Source organism: Chitinophaga oryzae (assembly GCF_012516375.2).
GTDB classification, from domain to species: domain Bacteria; phylum Bacteroidota; class Bacteroidia; order Chitinophagales; family Chitinophagaceae; genus Chitinophaga; species Chitinophaga oryzae.
Map to the genome: position 1 here is coordinate 3,964,619 of NZ_CP051204.2, position 23,677 is coordinate 3,988,295.

At 49.3% G+C, this 23,677-nt stretch carries 26 protein-coding genes; 18 read left to right on the forward strand and 8 right to left on the reverse strand.

Going from position 1 to position 23,677, the window contains the following annotated elements; translation table 11 throughout:
• Nucleotides 1-312: 312 nt before the first annotated feature.
• Nucleotides 313-729, reverse strand: coding sequence for a nucleoside-diphosphate kinase (locus HF324_RS16425; protein ID WP_078672485.1), 417 nt, complete (start codon nucleotides 727-729; stop codon nucleotides 313-315).
• A gap of 165 nt (nucleotides 730-894) precedes the next feature.
• Here HF324_RS16425 and HF324_RS16430 point away from each other — a divergent pair, with 165 nt between their 5' ends.
• Both HF324_RS16430 and HF324_RS16435 read left to right on the forward strand, forming a co-directional pair.
• Nucleotides 895-1,899 carry a DHH family phosphoesterase gene (locus HF324_RS16430; RefSeq protein ID WP_168860291.1) on the forward strand — a complete coding sequence of 335 codons (1,005 nt, stop codon included), beginning with the start codon at nucleotides 895-897 and terminating at the stop codon, nucleotides 1,897-1,899.
• 43 nt (nucleotides 1,900-1,942) lie between these two features.
• Nucleotides 1,943-2,821 (forward strand): FKBP-type peptidyl-prolyl cis-trans isomerase, encoded by an 879-nt coding sequence (locus HF324_RS16435; protein WP_168803509.1) that lies wholly within the window; start codon nucleotides 1,943-1,945, stop codon nucleotides 2,819-2,821.
• Nucleotides 2,822-2,899: 78 nt separating this feature from the next.
• On the opposite strand, the gene HF324_RS16440 is transcribed toward HF324_RS16435, so the two are convergent.
• From HF324_RS16440 to folP, 3 genes are read right to left on the reverse strand one after another with little or no spacing between them, the layout of a single operon-like run.
• Complete coding sequence (locus HF324_RS16440; RefSeq protein WP_168803510.1) at nucleotides 2,900-3,292, reverse strand: thiol-disulfide oxidoreductase DCC family protein; 393 nt, start codon at nucleotides 3,290-3,292, stop codon at nucleotides 2,900-2,902.
• 34 nt (nucleotides 3,293-3,326) lie between these two features.
• On the reverse strand, nucleotides 3,327-4,139 hold the full coding sequence (locus HF324_RS16445; RefSeq protein ID WP_168803511.1) for a diadenylate cyclase: 813 nt from the start codon (nucleotides 4,137-4,139) through the stop codon (nucleotides 3,327-3,329).
• A 20-nt stretch (nucleotides 4,140-4,159) separates the two neighbouring features.
• Nucleotides 4,160-5,023 (reverse strand): dihydropteroate synthase, encoded by an 864-nt coding sequence (gene folP, locus HF324_RS16450; protein WP_220101323.1) that lies wholly within the window; start codon nucleotides 5,021-5,023, stop codon nucleotides 4,160-4,162.
• Nucleotides 5,024-5,211: 188 nt separating this feature from the next.
• Here folP and HF324_RS16455 point away from each other — a divergent pair, with 188 nt between their 5' ends.
• From HF324_RS16455 to HF324_RS16485, 7 genes are all read left to right on the forward strand, one after another.
• Complete coding sequence (locus HF324_RS16455; protein ID WP_168803512.1) at nucleotides 5,212-5,781, forward strand: DUF1599 domain-containing protein; 570 nt, start codon at nucleotides 5,212-5,214, stop codon at nucleotides 5,779-5,781.
• 42 nt (nucleotides 5,782-5,823) lie between these two features.
• Nucleotides 5,824-6,906, forward strand: a complete 1,083-nt coding sequence (locus tag HF324_RS16460; protein WP_168803513.1) for a BT_3928 family protein — start codon at nucleotides 5,824-5,826, stop codon at nucleotides 6,904-6,906.
• A gap of 6 nt (nucleotides 6,907-6,912) precedes the next feature.
• Nucleotides 6,913-7,965, forward strand: coding sequence for an ABC transporter permease (locus tag HF324_RS16465; protein ID WP_168803514.1), 1,053 nt, complete (start codon nucleotides 6,913-6,915; stop codon nucleotides 7,963-7,965).
• 129 nt (nucleotides 7,966-8,094) lie between these two features.
• A complete protein-coding gene (locus HF324_RS16470) occupies nucleotides 8,095-8,607 on the forward strand; it encodes a GFO_1088 family ECF-type sigma factor (RefSeq protein WP_168803515.1) in 513 nt (170 codons plus the stop codon).
• Nucleotides 8,597-9,106 (forward strand): PG0215 family putative anti-sigma factor, encoded by a 510-nt coding sequence (locus tag HF324_RS16475; RefSeq protein ID WP_168803516.1) that lies wholly within the window; start codon nucleotides 8,597-8,599, stop codon nucleotides 9,104-9,106. Before HF324_RS16470 ends, HF324_RS16475 begins: the two co-directional genes overlap by 11 nt.
• 40 nt (nucleotides 9,107-9,146) lie before the next feature.
• Entirely contained in the window at nucleotides 9,147-9,662 is a 516-nt protein-coding gene (locus HF324_RS16480; protein ID WP_168803517.1) for a DUF4252 domain-containing protein, read from the forward strand.
• Between the two features lie 17 nt (nucleotides 9,663-9,679).
• Nucleotides 9,680-10,189, forward strand: a complete 510-nt coding sequence (locus HF324_RS16485; RefSeq protein ID WP_168803518.1) for a DUF4252 domain-containing protein — start codon at nucleotides 9,680-9,682, stop codon at nucleotides 10,187-10,189.
• A 7-nt stretch (nucleotides 10,190-10,196) separates the two neighbouring features.
• Here the strand turns inward: HF324_RS16485 and HF324_RS16490 are convergent, their stop codons facing one another.
• Both HF324_RS16490 and recF read right to left on the reverse strand, forming a co-directional pair.
• Nucleotides 10,197-10,484, reverse strand: a complete 288-nt coding sequence (locus tag HF324_RS16490) for a DciA family protein (protein ID WP_168803519.1) — start codon at nucleotides 10,482-10,484, stop codon at nucleotides 10,197-10,199.
• Between the two features lie 140 nt (nucleotides 10,485-10,624).
• Nucleotides 10,625-11,704 carry a DNA replication/repair protein RecF gene (gene recF, locus HF324_RS16495; RefSeq protein WP_168803520.1) on the reverse strand — a complete coding sequence of 360 codons (1,080 nt, stop codon included), beginning with the start codon at nucleotides 11,702-11,704 and terminating at the stop codon, nucleotides 10,625-10,627.
• 210 nt (nucleotides 11,705-11,914) lie between these two features.
• Between recF and pdhA the strand changes: the two genes are divergently transcribed.
• The 7 genes from pdhA (at nucleotide 11,915) to HF324_RS16530 (ending at nucleotide 17,324) form a co-directional block, all read left to right on the forward strand.
• Nucleotides 11,915-12,925, forward strand: a complete 1,011-nt coding sequence (pdhA, locus tag HF324_RS16500) for a pyruvate dehydrogenase (acetyl-transferring) E1 component subunit alpha (protein WP_235021656.1) — start codon at nucleotides 11,915-11,917, stop codon at nucleotides 12,923-12,925.
• Between the two features lie 116 nt (nucleotides 12,926-13,041).
• Nucleotides 13,042-13,740, forward strand: coding sequence for a tetratricopeptide repeat protein (locus tag HF324_RS16505; RefSeq protein ID WP_168803521.1), 699 nt, complete (start codon nucleotides 13,042-13,044; stop codon nucleotides 13,738-13,740).
• A 132-nt stretch (nucleotides 13,741-13,872) separates the two neighbouring features.
• Nucleotides 13,873-14,376, forward strand: coding sequence for a 6,7-dimethyl-8-ribityllumazine synthase (gene ribH, locus HF324_RS16510; protein ID WP_168803522.1), 504 nt, complete (start codon nucleotides 13,873-13,875; stop codon nucleotides 14,374-14,376).
• Between the two features lie 86 nt (nucleotides 14,377-14,462).
• Entirely contained in the window at nucleotides 14,463-15,182 is a 720-nt protein-coding gene (locus HF324_RS16515; RefSeq protein ID WP_168803523.1) for a (Fe-S)-binding protein, read from the forward strand.
• A 16-nt stretch (nucleotides 15,183-15,198) separates the two neighbouring features.
• Nucleotides 15,199-15,609, forward strand: coding sequence for an EVE domain-containing protein (locus tag HF324_RS16520; RefSeq protein ID WP_078672504.1), 411 nt, complete (start codon nucleotides 15,199-15,201; stop codon nucleotides 15,607-15,609).
• A 106-nt stretch (nucleotides 15,610-15,715) separates the two neighbouring features.
• On the forward strand, nucleotides 15,716-16,624 hold the full coding sequence (locus HF324_RS16525) for a DUF4349 domain-containing protein (RefSeq protein ID WP_168860292.1): 909 nt from the start codon (nucleotides 15,716-15,718) through the stop codon (nucleotides 16,622-16,624).
• A 22-nt stretch (nucleotides 16,625-16,646) separates the two neighbouring features.
• A complete protein-coding gene (locus tag HF324_RS16530) occupies nucleotides 16,647-17,324 on the forward strand; it encodes an SIR2 family NAD-dependent protein deacylase (RefSeq protein ID WP_168803525.1) in 678 nt (225 codons plus the stop codon).
• An 87-nt stretch (nucleotides 17,325-17,411) separates the two neighbouring features.
• Here HF324_RS16530 and HF324_RS16535 read toward each other — a convergent pair whose 3' ends face one another.
• Nucleotides 17,412-18,740 carry a saccharopine dehydrogenase C-terminal domain-containing protein gene (locus HF324_RS16535; protein WP_168860293.1) on the reverse strand — a complete coding sequence of 443 codons (1,329 nt, stop codon included), beginning with the start codon at nucleotides 18,738-18,740 and terminating at the stop codon, nucleotides 17,412-17,414.
• Nucleotides 18,741-19,161: 421 nt separating this feature from the next.
• Here HF324_RS16535 and gyrA point away from each other — a divergent pair, with 421 nt between their 5' ends.
• Both gyrA and HF324_RS16545 read left to right on the forward strand, forming a co-directional pair.
• Complete coding sequence (gene gyrA, locus HF324_RS16540) at nucleotides 19,162-21,750, forward strand: DNA gyrase subunit A (RefSeq protein ID WP_168803527.1); 2,589 nt, start codon at nucleotides 19,162-19,164, stop codon at nucleotides 21,748-21,750.
• A gap of 180 nt (nucleotides 21,751-21,930) precedes the next feature.
• Nucleotides 21,931-23,184, forward strand: a complete 1,254-nt coding sequence (locus tag HF324_RS16545) for a tetratricopeptide repeat protein (protein WP_168803528.1) — start codon at nucleotides 21,931-21,933, stop codon at nucleotides 23,182-23,184.
• 161 nt (nucleotides 23,185-23,345) lie between these two features.
• Here the strand turns inward: HF324_RS16545 and HF324_RS16550 are convergent, their stop codons facing one another.
• Entirely contained in the window at nucleotides 23,346-23,549 is a 204-nt protein-coding gene (locus HF324_RS16550; protein WP_168803529.1) for an acid-shock protein, read from the reverse strand.
• Nucleotides 23,550-23,677: the final 128 nt, after the last annotated feature.

The following is a 23,677-nucleotide window of genomic DNA, read 5'->3' on the forward strand; positions in this document are numbered from 1 at the left end:
TCTGTTTACTGACTTGGTTTAAGTTAGTTTGTACAAATATTTTAAAATCAATTAATTGTAATTTGTGTTTTTTCGAATCAAAGTATACTTTCCGTGCCTGGTATACGGCATTTCGGGGCTTGAAAATCAAGCTGTTTTTCCGTTTTGTCGTGTAGGTGGCGTCAAAAGTCCGATTATCTAAATATAGGATTTAAGTGAAATGATTTAATTTAATGAATATCAATAAATTGTATTTAAAAAATATCGAATTTCCGGGACAAAAAAATAGCCTGGCATTTGCCAGGCTATTTTCTGCTTTCCGATGAACGGAGACTAGAATTTTTCGAGGCCGCTGAAGAAGAAGTCGCCTTCGATAACAGCATTCTCATCAGAGTCGGAACCGTGAACGGCGTTACGGCCGATAGACTCTGCGTATTTTTTCCGGATGGTACCTTCTTCTGCGTTGGCAGGGTTGGTAGCACCGATCAGTTTACGGAAATCTTCCACTGCATTCTCTTTTTCCAGGATAGCTGCTACAATGTGGCCGCTGCTCATGAATTCTACCAGTTCGCCGTAGAAAGGCCTTTCTTTATGCACCGCATAAAATTCGCCTGCTTTGGCTGCAGACAGCTGCGTCATTTTCATGGCTACGATGCGGAAACCTGCGGCATTGATCATGTTCAGGATGCCTCCAATATGCCCGTTTGCTACCGCATCAGGCTTGATCATTGTAAATGTTCTGTTGCTCATATTTGTTTTATTCCGAATTACAGATTAGGCCGCAAAAATAATTACATTTTCTTTAGTGGTAAAAAATTTTGAAATTCTGGCTCAAATAAAGATCTTCGCACTTCATTTTCTGCCGCAATTTATTGGTTGCGACCAGAATGCTAGTTTTAACATTACAGTTTTTGAATGAAGCCGATCGAGGAAATTAAACCTTTACTGGACACGCCTAAGAGAGCAGTCATTACGATGCATCAGAAACCCGATGCAGATGCGATGGGATCCTCACTGGCATTATATCACTATCTGATTCAGAAAGGTCATCTGGTGACGGTCATTTCTCCTACTAATTTCCCGGACTTTTTAAAGTGGATGCCAGGAGCGGAGGGCGTGATTGATTTTGAATCTTCTACAGACAAAGCGCTGGAAGCGCTGAAAGGTATCGAACTGCTTTTCTGCCTCGATTTCAACGCATTATACCGCACCAAGAACATGGCGCCGTATCTGGAAGCCCTCGATTGCACTAAAATATTGATTGATCACCACCTGGAGCCACAACCCAGTTTCGATTACGGGGTGAGTGATACATCTGCCAGCTCTACAGCGCAACTGGTGTATGAAACCATCTATAAGCTGGGCGACGAGCAACTCATTAACCTGGACATTGCCCAGTGTATATATGCCGGTACGGTAACCGATACCGGTTCATTCCGTTTCGCGTCTACTACCGCCCGGGTACACCGGATGGTGGCCGACCTGATGGACAGGGGACTGCGCCATGAGATCATCCACCAGGAGATCTATGACAATTTCCTCGAAAACCGCCTCCGCTTCCTCGGGCATAGCCTGCTGAACCGGATGGAAGTATTCTATGAATATAATACGGCCATGCTTGCCATTCCATACTCCGATCTGAAGCGCTTCGACCTGCAGACCGGCGACACGGAAGGGCTGGTCAATTTCCTGTTGTCTATCCAGGGGATCAAGATGGCCGCACTGATCATAGACCGGAACTCCGAGGTGAAACTGTCGTTCCGCTCCAAAGGCAACTTCGACGTTAACACCTTCGCCCGCAGGTATTTCGAGGGAGGAGGACACTTCAACGCATCCGGCGGCAGAAGCACAGACTCCCTGGAGAAAACCGTGAACCGGTTCATCAAAGCCATGGAAGAAAACGAGACACTTTTACAATAGGACAACTGTTACCAAGAAGTATATCAACTACTAATACAATCAAATGAAAAGAAACAATCAGTTATTAGTTGCAGCGTTCGGCTTATTGATAGCCAGCTGCGGAACGGGTGGCGTTAAAAAGACACCAGGCGGTATTGAATATATCGTTCACAAATCCGGCAGCGGAGCACAACTGAAGCTGGGAGATACTGCCCTGATGAATGTGACGCAGCGTATCAATGATTCCATTCTGGGTGAATCCCGCAAAATCGTTGGTGCTGCTCTCCCTGTTCTGATTTCCAAACCACAGAATAAGTTCGACCTGATGGAAGGGCTTGCGCTGCTGCACGAAGGTGACAGTGCTACTTTCGTAATTCCCTGGGATTCATTACCTGCTAACGAACGTCCTCCTTTCGGTAAAAAAGGCGATAAGCTGAAAATCACCTTCGCAGTAGAAAACAAATTCTCAACTTCTTCCCAGAAAGAAAAAGATGAGAAAGCTATCAAGGAATACATGGACAAAAACAAAATCAAGGCTACCAAAAATGCTGACGGTGTTTACATCGCCATCCAGCAGGAAGGTACCGGTCCGACTCCTAACGCCGGCGATACTGTAGTGGTTCACTACACCGGTAAACTGACTTCCGGTAAAGTATTTGATTCCAGCCAGGATTCCACCCTGCGTCCGGGTATGCCTTTAGATCCTATCAAATTCCCGATCGGTATGGGCTTCGTCATTAAAGGATGGGATTCCGGTCTGAAAGACCTGAAAAAAGGCACCAAAGCTACACTGCTGATTCCGTCCACACTTGCTTACGGTTTACAGGGCAGCCCTCCGGCAATTCCTGGTAACTCTATCCTGGTTTTTGATGTACAGTTGGTAGACATTAAATCCGGTGTTCCGGCTCCTGCAGCTCCTGCAACCCCGGCTCCTGCTAAATAATCATCCTGCCCCGGCAGTAAATTATAAAGCCTCCCGTTTCGGGAGGCTTTTTTTATGGCAATGGTTGCCTGTAATATATTATTCAAGAAACCTGCTCCGGATGTCCGGTGTGGGAATCATACAACTGTCTTTTCTGCCGAACCAGCGGTAACGGTTACGCGCAATGATGTCATAAACGCCGTCCCGGATAAAACGGGGAAGAATGATGCCGGCATACAGCAGTCTCCAGGGAAAGGGCAGCTGCCGGGCCACCTTCAGCGCGGCGGTACTTTTCGTATACGCTTTTCCGTGCTGTACCAGGATAAAGGATGAAAGCCGGCTGGTATCTATCTGATGCGCCGCCCCCAGGGAGGCGGCAGTGGCCGACTGCAGCGGGGCAAAGCGGAAATGGCCCTGCCGGTCATGCCGTATCACAAAGTTGATGCTGGCATTGCAGAAGTTACAGACCCCATCAAATAGTATAATATCCATCAGTCAAATCGTTGTGCCGTTTACGTTAACTGCCTCACGCATAACCATCGATCAGCACCTCATACATTTTAACTTTAAGGTCTTCCAGCGACACGTCGGTCACCAGGTTGCCGTCCTGTGCATAGGAAATGGTGCCCCTTTCCTCCGAAACAATGATGGCAAGGTTGTCGCTATGCTCGGTGATGCCCACGGCTGAACGGTGCCGCAGTCCCACCCGGGTGGGCAGGTTGGGGTTCTCGGAAACCGGCAGGATCACTTTGGCCGCCAGTATCTTATTTCCCACAATGATCAGCGCACCATCGTGCAGCGGGCTGTGTTTGTCGAAAATACTCTCAATCAGTTTGGCGCTCACGTTCCCGTCGATGGTGATGCTGGAAGCGGTATCGAACTTCAGGCGGTAGGTGGTGGCAATCACAATCAGTGCACCGGTAAAGGTGGCCTGCATGTGACTCACTGCCACAATCACTTCATTGATAATGTTTTCTTCGTCCTTATAGCTTTTGAATTTATCGGGCAGGAACAGCTTGGAAAGAAAGCTGTCTTTGCTTAGCGGTGTTTTTTTCCCCAGCACCAGCAGGAACTTTCTTATCTCCGGCTGGAAGATAATAATGATAGCGATGATGCCGACATTGATAAAGTTTTGCAGGATACTGGTAAGGATGGGCATTTGCAGGGCGCGTACCAGGAAGTAGGCAGCATATACCATCAGCAGGCCCACGAAAATATTGAAGGCCAGGCTGCCCTTCAGCAACCGGTATAGCTGTATAATCAGAAAAACGACGATCAGCAGATCCAAAACATTCAGCCAGCGAAACTCATATCCATAAAATTGTATTACTTCCTTCATAGTTGTAAAAATACTAAGATTTAATTGCCTTTCATTTTCTCTGTGATCCTGACTGCTTCCACGGCTGCTTTTACATCATGTACCCGCAGGATGTGGGTGCCATGCAGCAGCGCTATGGTATTGAGGACGGTGGTGCCATTCAGCGCCTCCGCCGGGGTGATGTCCAATAGTTTATAAATCATGCTCTTGCGGGAGATGCCTGTCAGCAACGGAGCCCCCAGTATGTCGCGGAAAAGCGACAGGTCTTTCATCAGCGCATAGTTATGTTCCAGCGTTTTTCCGAAACCGAATCCGGGATCTGCAATGAAATCACGGATACCGGCGGCGCGGCAGGCGGCCAGTTTAGCTACCATATAATCAAGGACTTCCCGCACCACGTCTTCATACTGCGGTTTATGCTGCATGGTGGCCGGCTTCCCCTGCATATGCATGGCAATGTAGGGCACCTGCAGCCGCCCCGCTACGGGGATCATCTCCTGGTCGAGCTCCCCGGCACTGATATCATTAATAATGGCGGCGCCGGCGTGGACTGTTTTTTCCGCCACGGCGGCGTACCAGGTGTCAACCGAAATGATGGCTTCAGGATAGTGGTTCAGAATAGCATGGACCGCCGGCAGCAGCCGGTTCAGTTCTTCTTCCGGGCCCAGCATGGTAGCCCCCGGACGGCTGCTTTGCGCCCCCAGGTCCAGTATGGCGGCGCCTTCCTGCAGGTGCTGCCCGGCCTTCTCCACGACCTGGTGCAGCCCGTGCATCCGGCTGCCTTCATAGAAAGAATCATCCGTCACATTGATAATACCCATCACCACCGGTGTGGCCAGCGATAACAGCTGTCCCCGGCAATTGATGGATGGTCCCCCTGTGGTATCGATATGGTGTGATCTCATTTAATGGTTTTTATTCTTTATTTTGCCTCCTGAATCGCTCTTCACAAATTTAAGTAATGCAAAATAAAGGAATTACACATGTAAAGCAGCAAAATGGCTAAAGATCGCAGACTTTGATTTATACGTTTTGTTTACGATCTTTATCGGATTGCTCCTTCGGGTGTAATGAACTGTTACGTTATAGGACCATGAATACATTAGCACAATACGATGCCGCGCTGGCAGGCTGCAGAGACATTTTCATCAAAAAAACGAAAGATTACGGCACTTCCTGGAGGGTATTACGTCCCATTTCAGTGGTAGATCAGATCTTTATCAAAGCGCAGCGTATCCGCAACCTGCAGGAGATAGGCGTACAGAAAGTGGAAGACAATATAGAAGGGGAGTTCAAAGGGATCGTTAACTATGGCGTGATCGGGCTTATACAGATGGAACAGCACGGCAACCCCTATACGGATTTGCCGGTGGAAGAAGTGGAACGGCTTTATGAACATTACATCGGGCAGGTGAAATCTGTCATGGAGGCCAAAAACCACGATTATGGCGAAGCCTGGAGGGATATGAGCCAGGAGTCTTTTGTAGACCTCATCCTGACAAAATTGCTGCGTATCAAACAGATCCTCCGCAATCAGGGTAAAACCCTTATCTCGGAAGGGATCGATGCTAACTATACTGATATCATTAACTATGCACTGTTTGCGCTGATCAGGATCGGTGAAGGCAGCTCCGGGCCTTTGGACCGCGGGCCCGGCATCTGAATGGAGAATCCCGAATTCATTGCTTAACCATTAAACTATTTTATGAAAGTTGTCCTGAACCTATTGCGGATTATTGTTGGCGTACTGTTTATTTTTTCAGGCCTGATCAAAGCCAATGATCCACTGGGCCTTAGTTATAAGATGGAAGAGTTCTTTGAGGTGCTCCACCTCACTTTTCTGTCGCCATATTCCCTTGCCTTCTCGGTGATCATGAACGCTTTTGAGATCATTGCCGGCGTGGCCGTGCTGATCGGGTACCGGATGCGTATCTTCTCCGTACTGTTGCTGCTGCTGATCCTGTTCTTTACCTTCCTTACCGGTTACGCCCTTTTCAGTGGCACCATCCGGGAATGCGGCTGCTTCGGCGATTGCATCAAACTCACCGCGGAACAGACCTTCTGGAAAGATGTGGCCCTGCTGGTGATGATCCTCGTGATATATGTTTACCGTAACCGGGTACAGCCCCTGTTTAAAGGAGCGGGACTGGTACTGCTCGTTGCGGCCATCGCTTCGTTTGGCGTGCAATGGTATACGCTCCGCCATCTGCCGTTTATCGATTGCCTGCCTTACAAAGTGGGTAATAATATACCGGAGAAAATGAAGCTGCCTCCCGGCGCTACGCCGGACGTATACGAGATGATCTTCATCTATGAGAAAAACGGGGAGAAAAAAGAGTTCACCGCCGATAACTACCCCTGGTCAGACAGTACCTGGGTGTTTGTAGACCGCAAGGATAAACTGGTCAAAAAAGGAAATGCTGAACCGGCTATCAAAGACTTCATCCTTACAGATCTGGATGGGGTGAACCAAACGGAGGCGATCCTCAGTGAAACCAAACCAGTGTTCCTTTTCCTGGTACAGAACGTGGAGAAGGCCGGCGAGGGCTGGGACAACAAAATGAAAGCCCTGCAGCAGAAATGGAAGAACCAGGAAATATTAATATATGGTGTTTCTGCTTCCACTAAAGACCAGATCGCTGCATTCAAGCAGCAGCATGGACTGGAATTTCCTTTCGTGCAGATGGATGGCGTGGCGATTAAAACCGCCGGCAGAAGCAATCCATGCCTGATAGAACTGAAACAGGGTACCATCAAAGGTAAATGGCATTATAACGATATTCCGTAAGACACTATGTTGCGCTTTCTTTTCAGGAAAACAGGATATGGGTTGCTGGTACTGCTGGGCGTGGTAGTACTGGTGTTTTTCCTGTTCAACGTGCTGCCCGGCGATCCGGCCCGGCTGACGCTCGGCCAGCGGGCAGATGTGTCTTCCCTGGAAAACGTCCGTAAAGAACTGCACCTTGACCAGCCGGTAGGGGTGCAGTTCCTGCTTTATGTCAACGATCTCTCGCCTGTTGGCATACACCCGCTGTCTGAAGCGCGGGAGAACCTGCACTATGTGACCCTGGCCCCGCTGTCGGGAGAAAAAGTGCTGGTGCTTAAAACGCCCTATCTGCGCCGTTCCTACCAGGGCAAGAAGCCGGTATGGGAGATACTGACGGAAGCGCTGCCCGGTACCTTGCTGCTGGCGGTTGCCGCCATGCTCTTCGCTACCGTGGCCGGCATCGCGCTGGGCGTACTGTCTGCCGTGAAACAAAACACCTGGATGGATACCAGTGCGGTATTCGCCAGTGTGGTCGGTATTTCGGCGCCTTCCTTTTTTGCGGGTATCGTGCTGGCTTATTTACTGGGATTTGTATTCAGCAGTTACACAGGGCTGCACATGACCGGCAGCCTGTTTGACATAGACCCGTTCCGCGGAAGGGTGCTGAACCTGCGTAACCTGGTGCTGCCGGCACTGACGCTGGGCATACGGCCCCTGGCCATTATCGTGCAGCTTACCCGCAGCGCCATGCTGGATGTGCTGCACCAGGACTTTATCCGCACCGCCTATGCGAAAGGCCTGTCCCGCCGTGTAGTGATCTGGCGCCATGCGTTGCGGAATGCGCTTAACCCGGTGATCACCGCCATCACCGGCTGGTTCGCCGAACTGCTCGCCGGCGCTTTCTTTGTGGAATATATCTTCGGCTGGAAAGGCATCGGGAAGGTCACGGTAGATGCGCTGGACAAATTTGATTTCCCGGTAGTAATGGGCGCCATCCTGTTTACCGCGGGCATCTTTGTACTGGTCAACATCCTGGCCGATATGTTGTATGCGGTGGTAGACCCGCGAATAAAGCTGTAATCCGCTTAAAACCAGGTATCTGTAATAATATCTTCCCCCAGGGCCGTCGCCCTGGGAATTTTTTTTTAGAAATGTTGTAACATCGTCTTTAGTGAGTCGTCTTCTCATTATAAAAACGCAATATCCCGCATGTCATTGGACTTATTTCTCAACCAGGTCGTTCCCGTCAGGCAAAAGCTGTTCCGCTTTGCATACCGTCTGCTGGGCAACGAGGAAGACGCGCAGGATATTACGCAGGATGCCCTGATGAAAGTGTGGAGCCAGCAGGAGAAAATGCCGGAGCTGCAGAATATGGAGGCCTGGTGTATGCGGATCACCCGCAACCTGGCGCTGGACAAAATCAAGTCGCGGAAGTACCGCCTCGCCGATGAGCTGGACAGGGCAGGGGAAGTACCGGCGACGCAGCAGAACCCGCACGCCATGGCAGAGAAGAACGATGTAATGGTAAAAGTAAGGCGCATTATCAACGAACTGCCGGAGAAATACCGGACGATCATTCAGCTGAGAGACATGGACGGCTATTCCTACCAGGAAATTGCCGACATCCTCGAACTGGAGATGAACGATGTAAAAGTCAACCTGCACAGGGCACGTAAAGCAGTGCGGGAGAAACTTCAAAATATACAGGTATATGGATTATAATCACATCATCGCGTTACTGGACCGGTATTGGGAAGGGGAAACCACCCTGGAGGAAGAGGCGTTGTTACGCCGGTTTTTCAGCGAGTCCCATCCTGATATGCCGGAGCCCTTGCAGGAAGCAGCCCCTTTGTTTGGCTTCTTCCGGGAAGAAATGGAAAGAGAAGAGGCGCTGGGAGAAAAGCTGCCGGTACCGGCGGAAGCCGGTCCTGTTACCAAAGTAGTGCCGCTGTCGCCGTTCCGCCACTGGATGAAATATGCTGCAGTGCTGCTGATGGCCGTGGGCATGGGGTATGCCATGAAACAATTCCGGCAAACAGCAACCAAAGCCCGTATAGCCGAGGTGCAGCAGAAGAAAATGGAAGAGGAGACAAGGATGGCTTACCTGGAAACGAAGAAAGCATTGCAGCTGCTGGCTAAGAACCTGAACAAGGGCACAGAGAAAATGCAGAAGCTTTCTTATTTCAACGAAGCGACCGGTATCATTGCCGGCACCAATTAATAAGGCCCATTTTAAAACCTGATATAAAAATCGAGAGAAGATGAAACGTTCACTTTTATTGCTGGTCGCGGTTTTTGCCAGTATGCACCTCTTTGCGCAGAGTAGCATTGACCGCTTTTTCCAGAAGTACGAAAATGACCGGAATTTTACCCTGGTCAGTATTACGCCCAAGATGTTTTCCATGTTTTCCAAACTGGATATGAACGATCCCGATGCCAAAAACCTGATGAGGGTGGTACAGAAGCTGAAAGGATTGCGTATCCTGGCCAAAGACAACACGAAAGACGGTCAAAGGCTGTACAAGGAAGCCGCCGTGCTCCTGACTTCAGACTTCGAAGAGCTGATGACCGTCAGGGACAAGGACAGCGACCTGAAGTTTATGGTAAAAGAAAATGCGAGGGGAAACATCAATGAGCTGATCATGCTCGTTGGCGGCACCAATGACTTTATGGCCATGAGCCTGGTGGGGGACATCGATCTGAATGAAATCTCACAGATTGCCAGTTCCGTCAACATCCAGGGGATGGATAAGCTCAAAAACCTTAAAAAGAAGTAACCCGAAAATCTGCACACATGAAAAAACTATTGTTAGGTGGTTGTTTACTGCTGGCCAGTGTTTCCACCGTTGTCGCACAGGAAAAATCACTGCGGGAATTCCGGCAGAAATACAAAGGATGTGCTGAAACAGCCAGTATTAAGTTAGGCGGTATGTCTTTGCGCCTGGCCGGATGGGTTATGTCTTTTGACAAAGAAGATGAAGACGTCAAAAATGTGCGCGCTTTGCTGAAGGATATCCGGAAAGTAAAGGTGCATACTATTGAAAACCTGCATGGCGCCAGCATCAGCAACGATGACGTGGCTACGCTCATGCGCAGGCTACAGGACAAAGATCATTTTGAAACCCTGATGGAAGTACGGGACAAAGGCAGCCTGGTACATATTCTGAATAAAGGGAAAGACGACGAATTGGGCCATGTGGTGATGCTGATACAGGATACCAATGAGTTTACCATGGTGAACCTGGAAACGAATCTTAAAATTGCTGATATCAACCGGCTGATCAATCAGTTTGCCTCCAACTGATACTTTACTAACGGATCATCACTTCCTTTACCACATTTTCCCCCAGCATTTCATTCACCAGTTTGATGATCTTGTCTTTGGAATAAGTTAATTCCTGTTTTAACGGTGCTACAGAAGTTGTAATGATGAGCTTATGCTCAATCAGCTGGATGCCCTGTGTGTAACGCGCAATGGTTTTGCCCATAATTTTCTCCCAGTTCTCCTGAATACGGACTTCAGTAAGACGGGGTTTGAGGCGGCTTTTGTTCATAAATTCCCGGAGAGCATCTCCGATACTGGTAGTTCCGTGGCGCATGGGGCCAAAGCTACGAATATTTAGGGATTTTTTGATTTACGGATTTTTTGATTTCGGGAATATAAATGAGCGTAGTCCAAATTTTAAAACCACATTTTTTCCTGTCCCGGAAATCAAAAAATCCGTAAATCAAAAAATCCCTAAATATTTATAAGCTGTATGGTCTGACCTGTTCCTTCGAAGCTGTGCTGCAGCCGTTCGGCATGTGTATCGGTGATAAACACCTGGCCGTAGGAGGGACCGGCCACCAGCGCAATCAGGCGGGTGACGCGTTCCTGGTCCAGTTTTTCAAACACATCGTCGAGCAGCAGCAGTGGTGCAAATTGTTTGAACTGTTTGATCACTTCAAACTGTGCCAGCTTCAGGGCGAAGAGAAAGCTTTTGCGCTGTCCCTGCGATGCGCTGCTTTTCATGGGATAGTCATTGAGGAGGAACTGGAGATCGTCGCGGTGGATGCCGGTGGAGGTCCGTTGCAGCTGGAGGTCCTTAAAGCGGGCCGCATGCAGCTGAGCCGCATAGTCTTCCTCCTGCAGCGTGCACTGATAGCGGATATTGACCACTTCATGGGTGCCGGAGAGGTAATCGTACCGTTGTTGTACCTGCGGAATGAAATCAGTGAGAAAGGCTTTGCGTTGTTCGAAGACGGGGATGCCGTGGCGGACCAGTTGTTCGTCAAACACATCCAGCAGGCTATGTTGTTCCTGGCCGGTGCCGGTAATGTTTTTCAGCAGTGTATTGCGCTGCACGAGTATTTTCTGGTAGGCGATCAGGTGCTCGAGATAGTCGGGGTAGAGCTGCGACAGGAGGGTGTCCAGCCATTTGCGGCGTTCTTCGCTGCCGCCAAGGATGATTTCGGCATCGTCCGGGGCGATGATCACCGCGGGGAACTGCCCGATATGCCGGGAGAAGCGGTCGTATTTCTCGTCGTTGAGGGCCACTTCCTTTTTGCCGTCTTTGACCGTGCACACGATTTTAGCCGGCTGTCCCTGTTTCTCAAAATAGCCTTCCAGCCGGAAGCCGTTGGTCAGGTACCGGGTGTTCTGGCTTTCATTGCTGGTAAAATAGCTGCGGGTGAAGCAGAGGTAGTAGATGGCGTCGAGCAGATTGGTCTTGCCGGAGCCGTTTCTGCCGGTGATGCCTATCACCCGGTGGTCGAACCGGAAGTCCTGCCGGGTATAATTTTTAAACTGTGTGAGCGATATTTTCCTGATATGTAGCAAAGAAAATAATTATGTGTATAAAAAAATATGCAAATTCTGCAATATTTATAACTGATAAAGATCCGTGTCAGTGGGCCTTTATCTGCCAATAAACTGCAATTAAATGCAAAACTGTTTGAAATTGATGAATTTGCATAATTTAATACTAATTGGATTTGATATTTACATTTTAGGATTTTCCTGTTATATTTGCCAACAAATTTAGAAAGAGTGCAAACTAAAACAGACGTGAAGACGAAATTCACCAAAGAGACATATCTGTACTGGTATGAATTGATGCTTTTGCTGCGCCGCTTTGAAGAGAAGACAGGCCAATTGTACGGAATGCAAAAAATCCGTGGCTTTTGTCACCTGTACATCGGACAGGAGGCAATTGCTGCTGGTGCGATGACTGCGACGAAACCGGAAGATAAATTCATCACTGCGTACCGTGACCACGCATTGGCTATCGCCAAAGGGATTTCTGCCAAGGCTTGTATGGCTGAGATGTATGGTAAAGCAACCGGATGTTCAAAAGGCAAGGGAGGTAGTATGCACTTCTTCTCCAAAGAGCACAACTTCTTTGGCGGCCATGGTATCGTAGGTGCCCAGATTGGTACCGGTGCGGGCCTGGCGCTGGCGGAGCAGTACCAGGGCACTGACAACGTGGTGCTGTGTTTCTTCGGTGATGGCGCTGCCCGTCAGGGTATGCTCCATGAAACCTTTAACATGGCGATGACCTGGAAGCTGCCGGTAATCTTTATTTGTGAAAACAATATGTACGCGATGGGTACTTCTGTAGAACGTACCTCCAACGTACTGGATATCTATAAGCTCGCTGACGCTTACGAAATGCCGGCCGACTCGATTGACGGTATGAGCTGCGAAGCAGTGCACGAAGGGGTGGAAAGAGCAGTAAAACGCGCCCGTGAAAACGGTGGGCCGACCCTGCTGGAAATCAAAACTTACCGCTACCGCGGCCACTCCATGAGTGATCCGGCTAAATACCGTACCAAAGAGGAGCTGGAAGAGTACAAACAGAAAGATCCGATCAACCAGGTGTTGGCTGTTATTCAGAAAAACAAATGGGCTACGGAAGCTGAGATTGAAGCTATCAACGACCGCGTAAAAGCGGAAGTGGAAGAATGTGTTCAGTTCGCTGAAGAATCTCCCTGGCCGTCTGACGATGAGCTGCTGAAAGACGTTTATGTGCAGCAGGATTATCCGTTCATCGTTGACTAAAGCTTAATAGTACGCAGCAGTTAGCTTTTGACCTTTTATCTGAATGAAAGGCTGAAAGCTAACTGTTGCTCATTGATACCTATTAAATAACCAAGCAATCACAATTACCTTTTAAAATGGCAGAAACTAAAGATAAAGCCACCACGCCGCAACCTGCAACTAATTTTGACCTGGAACAGTCCATGCACAGAGCGGAAGACTTTTTCGTTAAAAATAAAAATGTCATTACTATCGCCGTTCTGGCAGTAGTAGTAGGGGTAGGCGGTTTCTTCGCCTATAACCGTTTCGTTAAACAACCCAACGAAAACAAAGCCCAGGAAATGGTTTTCCATGCCCAGAACTACTTTGCGGTGGATTCCTTCAAACTGGCGCTCAACGGCGATGGTAACAACTACGGTTTCTTACAGGTGGTGAACAAATACGGCGGCACCAAGGCCGGTAACCTGGCAAAATACAGCGCCGGCGTATGCTATATCCGCCTGGGCGAATATCAGAAAGGTATCGATATGCTGAAATCCTTCAGCTCAGACGATCTGCTGCTGCAGCCTACTGCACTCGGCCTGATCGGCGACGCTTACATGGAACTCAACAAAACCGCTGAAGGTATCGAAGCTTATAAAAAAGCAGGTCACTACAATGATAATGAACTGACTTCCCCCGTTTACCTGTTCCGTGCCGGTATGGCCCTGGAAAAAGCAGGCAAACCCCAGGAAGCCGTTTCCATCTATAAAGAAATTAAAGAGAAATTCCCCCTCACCAACGAAGGCCGCGAAATGGACAAATACCTGGCGAGACTGGGAGATGTAAAGAACTAAATCAATTACGAATTACGAATTACGAATTACGAATTGAGGGTTCTATTATCGAACGTGTACTTAGTAACCTTCTGTAAAAGAACCCTCAATTCGTAATTCGTAATTCGTAATTCGTAATTCCAAATTGAACGTATGTCTGAGCACAATAAAAGCTTGTTAAATGATGCTGGCATTCTCAACCTGGAGGATGCCAGTGTTGTTATGGTATATACCGAATGGAATGATGCCATTGTGAATGAACTGGTAGCCGGTTGCGAAAAGTCACTGCAACAGTATAAAGTGTCCAAAACCAATAAAATCATCGTGCCGGGCGCGTTTGAACTGCCCTACGCCTGTAAACAGTATTGGGAGAACACCAAAGGCACCGGTCAGCAGCCTGGCGCTATTATTGCTTTCGGTTGCGTGATCCGTGGCGAAACCCCGCATTTTGACTATGTGTGTAAAGCTGTGACGGAAGGTATCCTGCAGCTGAACCTTCAGTTACCCGTTCCCGTTATATTCGGTATACTGACGGTAGACAACGAACAGCAGGCGCTCGACAGGCTCGGCGGCGCACATGGGCATAAAGGAGAAGAAGCCGCTATCACCGCTTTGAAGATGATCGCGTTACAAAGAGACCTGGCGAGAGGAATTTAGCACCATACCAATGGTTGTCATTTATCCAGGCCCCGGCGTAACCGGCCCTCTGCACAACCAACGGTCCACCGCTAAAAGATTTTAAGATGAATGTACAGTTATTTATACCATGTTTCGTAGACCAGCTGTTCCCCGAAACCGCTTTCAATATGGTGAAAGTACTGGAGAAGCTTGGATGTAACGTGATGTATAACCCGGAGCAGACCTGCTGTGGCCAGCCTGCCTATAATGCCGGTTATCAGGATGAATGCAGAACAGTCGCCACCAAATTTGTCAAAGATTTTAAGACTTTCGATTACATTGTGGCCCCCAGCGGCTCCTGTACAGGATTTGTCCGCAACTACTACAGCAAACTGTTTGATAATTCCGCTGCCCATAACGACGTGAAACTGCTGCGCAAAAACCTCTACGAATTCACCGAATTCCTGACGGAGGTATTGCATGTGACAGATCTCGGCGCCACCCTCAACGGGGTAGGCACCTACCACGACGCCTGCGGCGCCCTGCGTGAATGTGGTATCAAGGAAGGACCACGCAAACTGCTGGAGAAAGTAAAAGGCCTTGAGCTGAAGGAAATGAACGACTGCGAAGTTTGCTGCGGATTCGGCGGCACCTTCTCGGTGAAGTTTGAACCCATCTCCGTGGGAATGGGCGAGCAGAAAGTACATAACGCTGTCAACAGCGGCGCGGATTACCTCATTTCCACCGACCTGTCCTGCCTCATGCACCTCGATGGCTATATCCGTAAACACGGTACTCCTATTAAAGTGATGCACATCGCCGATGTACTGGCGAGTGGATGGTAAACTAAAAACGTTACACATGAACTACTGGCTTGTTAAATCGGAACCTTTCAAATATTCATGGGAACAGTTCGTAAAAGATAAAAAGACTTTCTGGGACGGCGTTCGCAACTACCAGGCCCGCAACAACCTGAAAGCCATGAAAAAAGGAGACCAGGTACTGTTCTATCACAGCAATGAAGGCCTCGCCGTGGTAGGCATTGCCGAAGTAGCCAAAGAACACTACCAGGACCCCACCACGCCCGACCCTAACTGGGTGGTGGTAGACCTGAAACCCGTCAAAGCCCTGAAGGTGCCCGTTACCCTCGCAGAAATGAAAGCTGAAAAAAGGCTCGCCGACCTCTCGCTGATCCGCCAGGGCCGCCTGTCGGTATGCGATGTCACCAAAGATCAATTCAACGTGATCCTGGAAATGGGCGGGATGAAATAGATTTTGGGATTTTTTGATTTTGAGATTTTTTGATTTTGGTATTTCCTAACCTGGTCACAAATCCCAAAATCAAAAAATCTCAAAATCAAAAAATCCCAAAATGGTTATGGAGTTTCCAAAATGTCCGCATCATACCGGAAATTTCATCACCATGAAGCATGTTACCCTTGTCTCCGCTTTCTGGCTACTGACAGCCTGCAGCCATCAACCTGAGCCCGAAGCCGCCGCGGCCTATGCGCCCCCCGCCGTTGCTGCCACCGAACCCGCTCCCGCCGCACCGGATGCGCCCGCCGACGAAAAGGCAGCGCTGTATACAGACGCCACCTCCTCCGGCCTGCTGTCCCCCGAACAGAAGATCATTAAAACCGCCCGTATTATTTATTCCGTAGATGATTTTGCGGCAGCCAAAAAACGTGTAGCCGGCATTGTTAGTAAGTCCGGCGGGTACATTTTAGCGGAATCACAACATGGTGATGGTACGGAAAAGCGCAACCAGCTGGATATCAAAGTACCTGCAGCCGCTTTCGACAGTTGTGTGGACAGGCTTACCGGCGGCGTAGCGCGGCTCGATGAAAAAAGCATTAACGCACAGGACGTCACCGCCGAATATGTGGACCTGAACGCCCGCATGACCACACGGGTGGCCACGGAACAGCGTTACCTGGAGATCCTGAAACAGGCGCGTACGGTGAAAGACGTGCTGGAAGTGGAAGCGCAGCTGAAATCTATCCGGGAGGAAATAGAGGCGGCCAAAGGCCGGTTGCTGTACATGGACCGCCAGGTGAGCTACAGCACCATTCATCTCGAATACTACCAGGTGCTGGCCCTTTCCATGCCGGAAGCGCCGGGGTTCTTCCCCCGGGCCTGGCTGGCGCTGCGTAACGGCTGGAACAATGTACTGGGGCTCCTGATAAACCTGATGGGCTGGTGGCCGCTGATGGCGGTTGGCGTTTTTCTTTTTATATTTATCAGAAGGCGTTGGAGAAAAAGGAATCGGTCTCTCGCAACAGCCTGATTCATTTAAATACTACAAATATATGAAACCAAGATTAGTGGTGCTGACCGGAGCCGGCATCAGCGCTGAAAGTGGCCTCCGGACTTTCCGTGACACCGACGGGTTGTGGGAAGGTTATGATGTCTACGAAGTGGCGTCGCCCCAAGGCTGGCAGAAGAACCCCGGGCTGGTGCTGGACTTTTATAACAGCCGTCGCCGTGATGTAAAGAATGCACGGCCGAATGCCGCCCACACCGGGCTGGCGCAACTGGAAGAAAAGTACGATGTGCGCGTCATTACGCAAAATATCGACGACCTGCATGAACGCGGCGGCTCTTCCCGGGTGCTGCACCTGCATGGTGAAATATTCAAGATGCGCAGTGTGAAAAACGAAGAGAGCATCTTCGATATACAGGACGATATCCGCCTGGGCGACCTGGCGGAAGACGGCGGCCAGCTGCGCCCGCACATCGTGTGGTTTGGCGAGGCGGTGCCGATGATCGAACAGGCCGTACGGGAGGTGATGTGGGCCGATATTTTCGTGGTGATCGGCACCTCGTTGCAGGTATATCCGGCAGCCAGTCTGCTGAACTACATCCGGCCGCAGGCCAGCGTTTACGTGATCGATAAAAAGCTGCCGCCGGTAGAAGGGTATGAGAACCTGATCTGTATCGAAAAACCGGCTACGGCCGGTGTGGCGGAATTACTGACGCTGTTGTAAAAAAATAAAAGCTCCCCGCATTTGCCGGGGAGCTCTCACCAGTCCTTTCTTCTCCGTTAGTGTTTATCACAGGATAACCATATCGTACTACTCAAAGCTTTCTTCAAAACGGATATCAAATTCTTCCAGTTCTTTTAACACCGGATTATATACTTCCGGCATTACCGGGATACGCAGGCCGGTAAGCGTTATTTTTTCCTGTAACAGCAGTTTGGCGAGGATGCCCAGCGGCAGGCCTACGGTTTTGGCCATAGCGGTGCGGACATTGTCTTCGCCCTGTGTGATCATGTAGCTGTGTATACGGGTAGCCATATTACGGCGCTCGAATTCTATTTCATGCATCATCACGATCATGTCTTTATCGGACGGTTCCATCTTCAGTTTATCTTCCACCAGGTGCTGCAGCACTTCAGCGTCCGTTTTCTCGCCGAGATTGAGCTGATCGCCGTTGAGGAGGCCGAGGAACTTCAGTTGCCGGATGACTTTTGACTTGGTGCTGACGCCGAGGAAGCGCGCCATCACTTCTTCGTGGCCGGCCTGTTTGTCGGCCCCTTCAATATGCCGGGTGGCCCAGTCGAAGCAGGAGAGGTGGTCGGTCTGTATTTTACCGTCTTCGCCGGTGAGGCCGAGTTTGATCAGAGCGTTCCATCCTTCACAGAAGTCGGGATAGCGCAGGGTGGCGCGCATGAAGGTGGCGATGTTTTCCAGCCGGTAAGATTCCATGTAGCCGAGGGAATCGCGGTTGGGGTAGTAGGCCAGTTTGCCCAGCCCGGGCACCTGGATGGTTTTATTGTGATCAAAGAGCTGTTCGTAGTTAACCTCGCGGGTTTTGCCCTTATCGCGGTAGACGGCGCCGGAAGCCCCGGCCATCACTACATTGCGGGCGTTCCAGGATATCTTGTACTGCCATGGGTTGTCCAGGCTTTCCGGGGATATCAGTCCGCCGCAGTAGGATTTAAACGAAAAAATCTGTCCGCCTTTTTTCTCGATGGAGTGGATCAGTTTCATGGCAGACATATGATCGATGCCGGGATCGAGGCCCATTTCATACATGAACAGGAGGCCGGCTTTTTCAATGTCTTTTTCGAGCTTGCGTACTTCGGGGTCTATATAGGAAGCGGTGAGGAGATTTTTTCGAAACTGGAGGCAGTCTTTAGCCACGGTGATATGCAGGTGGGGAGGGAGCAGGGAGATGACCAGGTCTGTTTCCTGTATCAGCTGCTGCCGGGCAGTCTGGTCTTTGATGTCGATGGCGGCCGGTGTGGCGTAATATGATTTGCCGGTTTTTGATTTAATAAGCATCAGGTCATGGTCTGCTACCGTGATATGCCATTTTTGTCTAGGAGCGTTCGCCAGCAGATAATCTATCAGGCTGGTCGCCGATTTTCCGGCCCCAAACAACAGAATATTCTTCATAGTTTCTTTAAGAAAAGGTTAAGAATCAGGGGAATAACAGCATTTTTGATGTTTATGTTCGAACAGACAGTAAATTTCGGTGCATATTCCGCCCAATAGATAACTTTGGGTGATTCGATCTATTGATTATCAGTCGATTAAAAACAAATACTTTGCCAATATTTAAATTTCGATATATTTCCCTATTTATACATATTTTAGATAAAGTAAAATTAAACCATTACACATACTAACGCAGAAAAGCAAAAAATGGTTGTTCTTTATGGAAAAAATCAGTCATATATGCAATACGCTATATAATTGATTAACGCAATGATGTTTTTATTCACATTTCTTCGATTTTAGGCCATAATAAGGGCCGAAATGGCTATATTTGCCCTTATCTGTTTTCAGCAGAAAAAACTGTAAATCAACACACAAAATGACAGAGCACACGGAAAATCAGCAGGAAGGGAGAATTGTCCAGATTAATATCGAGGAACAAATGAAGACGGCCTACATCGATTACTCGATGTCTGTAATCGTGGGTCGTGCCTTGCCCGATGTGAGAGATGGTTTAAAGCCTGTACACCGCCGCGTTTTATTTGGAATGAACGAGTTGGGCAACCACAGCAACAAGCCCTACAAGAAGTCAGCGCGTGTGGTGGGTGAGGTAATGGGTAAGTACCACCCGCATGGTGACGCCTCTATCTATGACACCATTGTACGTCTGGCCCAGCCCTGGAGCATGCGTTATCCCATGGTGGACGGTCAGGGTAACTTCGGTTCCGTAGACGGTGACATGCCCGCTGCGATGCGTTACACCGAGATCCGTCTTCAGCGTATTGCGGAAGCAATGCTGGAAGACATCGAAAAGGAAACGGTGGATTTTACCAACAACTTCGACGACACCCTGGAAGAACCCACGGTGTTGCCTACCCGCATTCCGAACCTGCTGGTAAACGGCGCTTCCGGTATCGCGGTAGGGATGGCTACCAACATTATGCCCCATAACCTCGCCGAGGTGGTGGACGGCGCCGTTGCCTACATCGACAACCGGGAAATCACCATTGAAGAACTGATTAAACATGTGAAAGCCCCCGACTTCCCCACCGGTGGCACTATATATGGTTTTGAAGGCGTTAAACAGGGCTTCGAGACCGGAAGGGGCAGAGTAGTGGTGAGAGGTAAAATCACCGCGGAAACGGCTAAAAACGGCCGCGAAAGACTGGTGATCTATGAACTGCCCTACCAGATCAACAAAGCGGTATTGCACCAGAAAATCGCACAGCTGGTCAACGATAAAATCATTGAAGGCATTACCGACGTAAGGGACGAAAGTGACCGCGAAGGGATGCGCCTGGTGATCGATCTGAAGAAGGAAGCTATTTCCAACGTGATCATCAACCAGCTGTATAAATATTCCGAACTCCAGACTTCCTACGGTATCAACAACGTGGCCCTGGTGAAAGGCCGTCCGCGTATCCTCAACCTGAAGGAGATGCTGGCCGAATTTATCGACTTCCGCCACGAAGTGGTGGTAAGAAGGACCCGCTTCGACCTCCGCAAAGCAGAAGAGAAAGCGCACATCCTCGCCGGCTACCTGATCGCACTGGACCACCTGGACGAAGTCATCGCCCTGATCCGCGCCTCCAATACGCCGGACGTAGCGAGAGACGGCCTGATGAGCCAGTTCGGCCTTTCCGAGATACAGGCCAAAGCCATCCTGGAACTCCGCCTCCAGCGGTTGACCGGCATGGAACGCGATAAGATCCGCGCGGAATACGACGAGGTGATGAAACTCATCGCCTGGTTGAAAGACGTTCTCAATGACGAAGGTCTCCGTATGAAGATCATCAAGGAAGAACTGGAAGAGGTGAAAAAGAAATTCGGTGACGAACGTAAAACCGAAATACAGTACCTGGCCAGCGAAATGAGGATCGAAGATATCATCGCGGAAGAAGACGTGGTGATCACCATCTCCCACCTCGGCTATATCAAACGCACTTCTGCCTATGACTACCGTCAGCAGAAACGCGGCGGCCGCGGCGCCATCGGCGGCAGGACCCGTGACGAGGACTATATCGAACACCTGTTCGTGGCCTCTACGCACCACACCATGCTGTTCTTCACCGAAAAAGGACGCTGCTACTGGCTGAAAGTATATGAAATACCGGAAGGCGAGAAGAGCGGCAAAGGACGCGCTATCCAGAACATGATCCAGCTGCCCGGCGACGATAAGATCCGCGCCATCATCGACATCAAGGACCTGGGTGACAAAGACTTTATCAACAACCACTATATCGTTCTCTGTACCAAAAAAGGTATCATCAAAAAAACGCTGCTGGAAGAATTCTCCCGTCCACGCCAGAACGGTGTAAACGCTATCACCATCAACGAAGGGGACCAGCTCCTGGAAGCCAAACTGACCACCGGCGACAGCCAGATCATGATGGCCATCCAGAGCGGCCGCGCCATCCGCTTCCCCGAAAATACCGTGCGTGACACCGGTCGCGGCGCCATCGGCGTAAGAGGTATTGAAGTGGACAGCGAGAAAGACGAGGTAGTTGGTATGATTTGTGTTAACAAAGACGACGAATCTCGGACAGTGCTCGTGGTTTCTGAAAAAGGCTTCGGTAAACGGACCAATATTGAAGAATACCGTATCACCAACAGGGGCGGTAAAGGCGTGAAAACCATCAATATCACCGAAAAAACCGGTAACCTGATCGCCATCCTCGACGTAACGGAGAAGCACGACCTGATGATCACCTGTAAGTCCGGCATCACCATCCGCATGGCCGTGGCCGATATCCGCGAAGCAGGACGCGCCACACAGGGTGTTCGCCTGATCCGCCTGGACGACGCTGATGAAATTGCAGCAGTAGCCCGTCTGGACGAACAGGAAGAAGAACCTACAGAAGGAGTGGAAGGAGAAGAAAGCACTGTAGCCAACGACAGCACTTCCGCCACCGACACTGGCACCGAACAGGATACTGTAGCGGAAGAACCTGAAACTCCGCAGGAATAGTATTCACAACAGACGGAAAAATTTAACCCGCTCATGGCAGGAGGTGCCCCTCAAAAGGTGTCTCCTGCCTAAACTGATAAAAAAAGTACGGCCGGCTTTAGTGGTAACGATGAGTCCGATTGTATTGGATTATTGGGAGCACCATACTCTTATTGTAATCAGCAACTAAAAACTAGAGACATGAAAAAATTATTGGTATCTCTTCTCTTTTGTACGGCCGGCGTATCGGTGATGGCCCAGAGAGCAAAAGTAAGCAGCGCAGATGAGAACCTGAAGAAACAAGACCTGGAGAAAGCCAAAGCAGATATCGATGCAGCGTTACAGCATGAAAAAACCAAAAACGATGCAAAGACATGGCTGGTAAACGGCAAGATCCTGGAAGCAATGGGCACCAAACAAAAAAGCGCAAACCTCGCCCTCGAAGCCTATGCTTCTTTCAAAAAAGCACTGGAAATTGATCCTAAAATGAAAGAAGCCATCCTGGAGATGAGCGGACCAATGTTCAACGTATACGCTACTGTAGCCAACGCCGGTTACGGTTTCCTCAACGAACAGAAATGGGATTCCTCCCTGGTGGATTTCAAACACGCCTTTGAAATCGCTGAATTCTACAACAGCAAAAACCTGGGCACCACTATCCCTACCGATACCGCACTGACTTTCTACACCGGTTACGCTGCTAACCAGGCTAACAAGAAAGATGATGCCTTCACTTACCTGAAAAAAGCCGCTGACCTGCAGTTCAAAGGCGAACCTGCACTGTACGTAGTACTGGGCCAGCTGTATGAAGAAAAAGGCGACCAGGCCAACTGGCTCAAAACCATCGAACAGGGTAAAGCTTTATTCCCTAAGGATAAACGCTTCAACGATATGGAAATGGCTTTCTACAGCAAAACCGGTAAAACCAACGAATTACTGTCCATGCTGGAAAAGAAAATGGCCGATAATCCTAACGACGAAGCAGCTGTACTGGACTACGCTATCCGTGTAGACAACCTCGCCAATCCCCGCGACGAAAAAGGTAACGACGCTCCGAAACCGGCTAACTACGAAGAGCTGATCGGTAAAGCAGAAGCTGCCTATAAAAAAGTACTGGAGCTGAACGCTAACGACGCCACTGCCAATTTCCAGCTGGGCGCACTGTACTTCAACAAAGCCGTTGTGTTCAACAAACAGCTGAATGAACTGGACAGCAAACAACAGACTTCTCCTAAAGCTAAAGAACTGCAGGGTAAAGTAGAAGGTCTGATGAACCAGGCATTGCCTTTCTTCGAGAAAGCTGACGCCAGCTTCACTGCTAAAGCCAGCAGCCTCGATGCAGGTGACAAACAGACTTACGAAAGCTGCCTGTACGCGCTGCAGAAAATCTACGCTATCAAAAACCAGACTGCGAAAGTGGAAGAAGTGAAAAAGAAACTGGACGCACTGAAATAGTAAATAGCATATACATTATAATTGAGAAAAAGTCCGCCGGCAACGGCGGATTTTTTTTGTCCGTACATACCGGAATACCGGCGCTGAAGCCCGTGCAAAAAAAGAATAGCTCCGGGTAGCCCCGGAGCTATTCTTTAACTCAAACGCTGTATAATGGTAAATTAAGCGGCTTTCTTAGCAGCAGGCTTAGCTTCTGCTTTTTTGTGCTCGTGATGTGCTTTCTTGGTAGAGTCAGCAGCTGGTTTAGCTTCAGCTTTCGCTTCAGTTTTAGCTTTTTCTTTCTTTGCAGGTTTAGCAGCAGGAGCCTGTGCAAAAGCAGCAGCAGAAATGCTCAGTACCAGTGCGGCAGCGATAATTTTTTTCATGATGATTGTCTTTTTAAATGATTAATGATGTTTTGTTCAGTATTGTGATGTAAAAATAATGCCGGTAACGACGCAGGAAGGGCGCGTTTCGGTGAACCGGGTATTACTGTCGTTGAAAAAGGAAAAAT

Coding starts and splice junctions, on each gene's coding strand:
- HF324_RS16425 (WP_078672485.1), bottom strand. CDS start 729: ATGAGCAACAGAACATTTACAATGATCAAGCCTGATGCGGTAGCAAAC.
- HF324_RS16430 (WP_168860291.1), top strand. CDS start 895: ATGAAGCCGATCGAGGAAATTAAACCTTTACTGGACACGCCTAAGAGA.
- HF324_RS16435 (WP_168803509.1), top strand. CDS start 1,943: ATGAAAAGAAACAATCAGTTATTAGTTGCAGCGTTCGGCTTATTGATA.
- HF324_RS16440 (WP_168803510.1), bottom strand. CDS start 3,292: ATGGATATTATACTATTTGATGGGGTCTGTAACTTCTGCAATGCCAGC.
- HF324_RS16445 (WP_168803511.1), bottom strand. CDS start 4,139: ATGAAGGAAGTAATACAATTTTATGGATATGAGTTTCGCTGGCTGAAT.
- folP (WP_220101323.1), bottom strand. CDS start 5,023: ATGAGATCACACCATATCGATACCACAGGGGGACCATCCATCAATTGC.
- HF324_RS16455 (WP_168803512.1), top strand. CDS start 5,212: ATGAATACATTAGCACAATACGATGCCGCGCTGGCAGGCTGCAGAGAC.
- HF324_RS16460 (WP_168803513.1), top strand. CDS start 5,824: ATGAAAGTTGTCCTGAACCTATTGCGGATTATTGTTGGCGTACTGTTT.
- HF324_RS16465 (WP_168803514.1), top strand. CDS start 6,913: ATGTTGCGCTTTCTTTTCAGGAAAACAGGATATGGGTTGCTGGTACTG.
- HF324_RS16470 (WP_168803515.1), top strand. CDS start 8,095: ATGTCATTGGACTTATTTCTCAACCAGGTCGTTCCCGTCAGGCAAAAG.
- HF324_RS16475 (WP_168803516.1), top strand. CDS start 8,597: ATGGATTATAATCACATCATCGCGTTACTGGACCGGTATTGGGAAGGG.
- HF324_RS16480 (WP_168803517.1), top strand. CDS start 9,147: ATGAAACGTTCACTTTTATTGCTGGTCGCGGTTTTTGCCAGTATGCAC.
- HF324_RS16485 (WP_168803518.1), top strand. CDS start 9,680: ATGAAAAAACTATTGTTAGGTGGTTGTTTACTGCTGGCCAGTGTTTCC.
- HF324_RS16490 (WP_168803519.1), bottom strand. CDS start 10,484: ATGCGCCACGGAACTACCAGTATCGGAGATGCTCTCCGGGAATTTATG.
- HF324_RS16505 (WP_168803521.1), top strand. CDS start 13,042: ATGGCAGAAACTAAAGATAAAGCCACCACGCCGCAACCTGCAACTAAT.
- ribH (WP_168803522.1), top strand. CDS start 13,873: ATGTCTGAGCACAATAAAAGCTTGTTAAATGATGCTGGCATTCTCAAC.
- HF324_RS16515 (WP_168803523.1), top strand. CDS start 14,463: ATGAATGTACAGTTATTTATACCATGTTTCGTAGACCAGCTGTTCCCC.
- HF324_RS16520 (WP_078672504.1), top strand. CDS start 15,199: ATGAACTACTGGCTTGTTAAATCGGAACCTTTCAAATATTCATGGGAA.
- HF324_RS16525 (WP_168860292.1), top strand. CDS start 15,716: ATGGAGTTTCCAAAATGTCCGCATCATACCGGAAATTTCATCACCATG.
- HF324_RS16530 (WP_168803525.1), top strand. CDS start 16,647: ATGAAACCAAGATTAGTGGTGCTGACCGGAGCCGGCATCAGCGCTGAA.
- HF324_RS16535 (WP_168860293.1), bottom strand. CDS start 18,740: ATGAAGAATATTCTGTTGTTTGGGGCCGGAAAATCGGCGACCAGCCTG.
- gyrA (WP_168803527.1), top strand. CDS start 19,162: ATGACAGAGCACACGGAAAATCAGCAGGAAGGGAGAATTGTCCAGATT.
- HF324_RS16545 (WP_168803528.1), top strand. CDS start 21,931: ATGAAAAAATTATTGGTATCTCTTCTCTTTTGTACGGCCGGCGTATCG.
- HF324_RS16550 (WP_168803529.1), bottom strand. CDS start 23,549: ATGAAAAAAATTATCGCTGCCGCACTGGTACTGAGCATTTCTGCTGCT.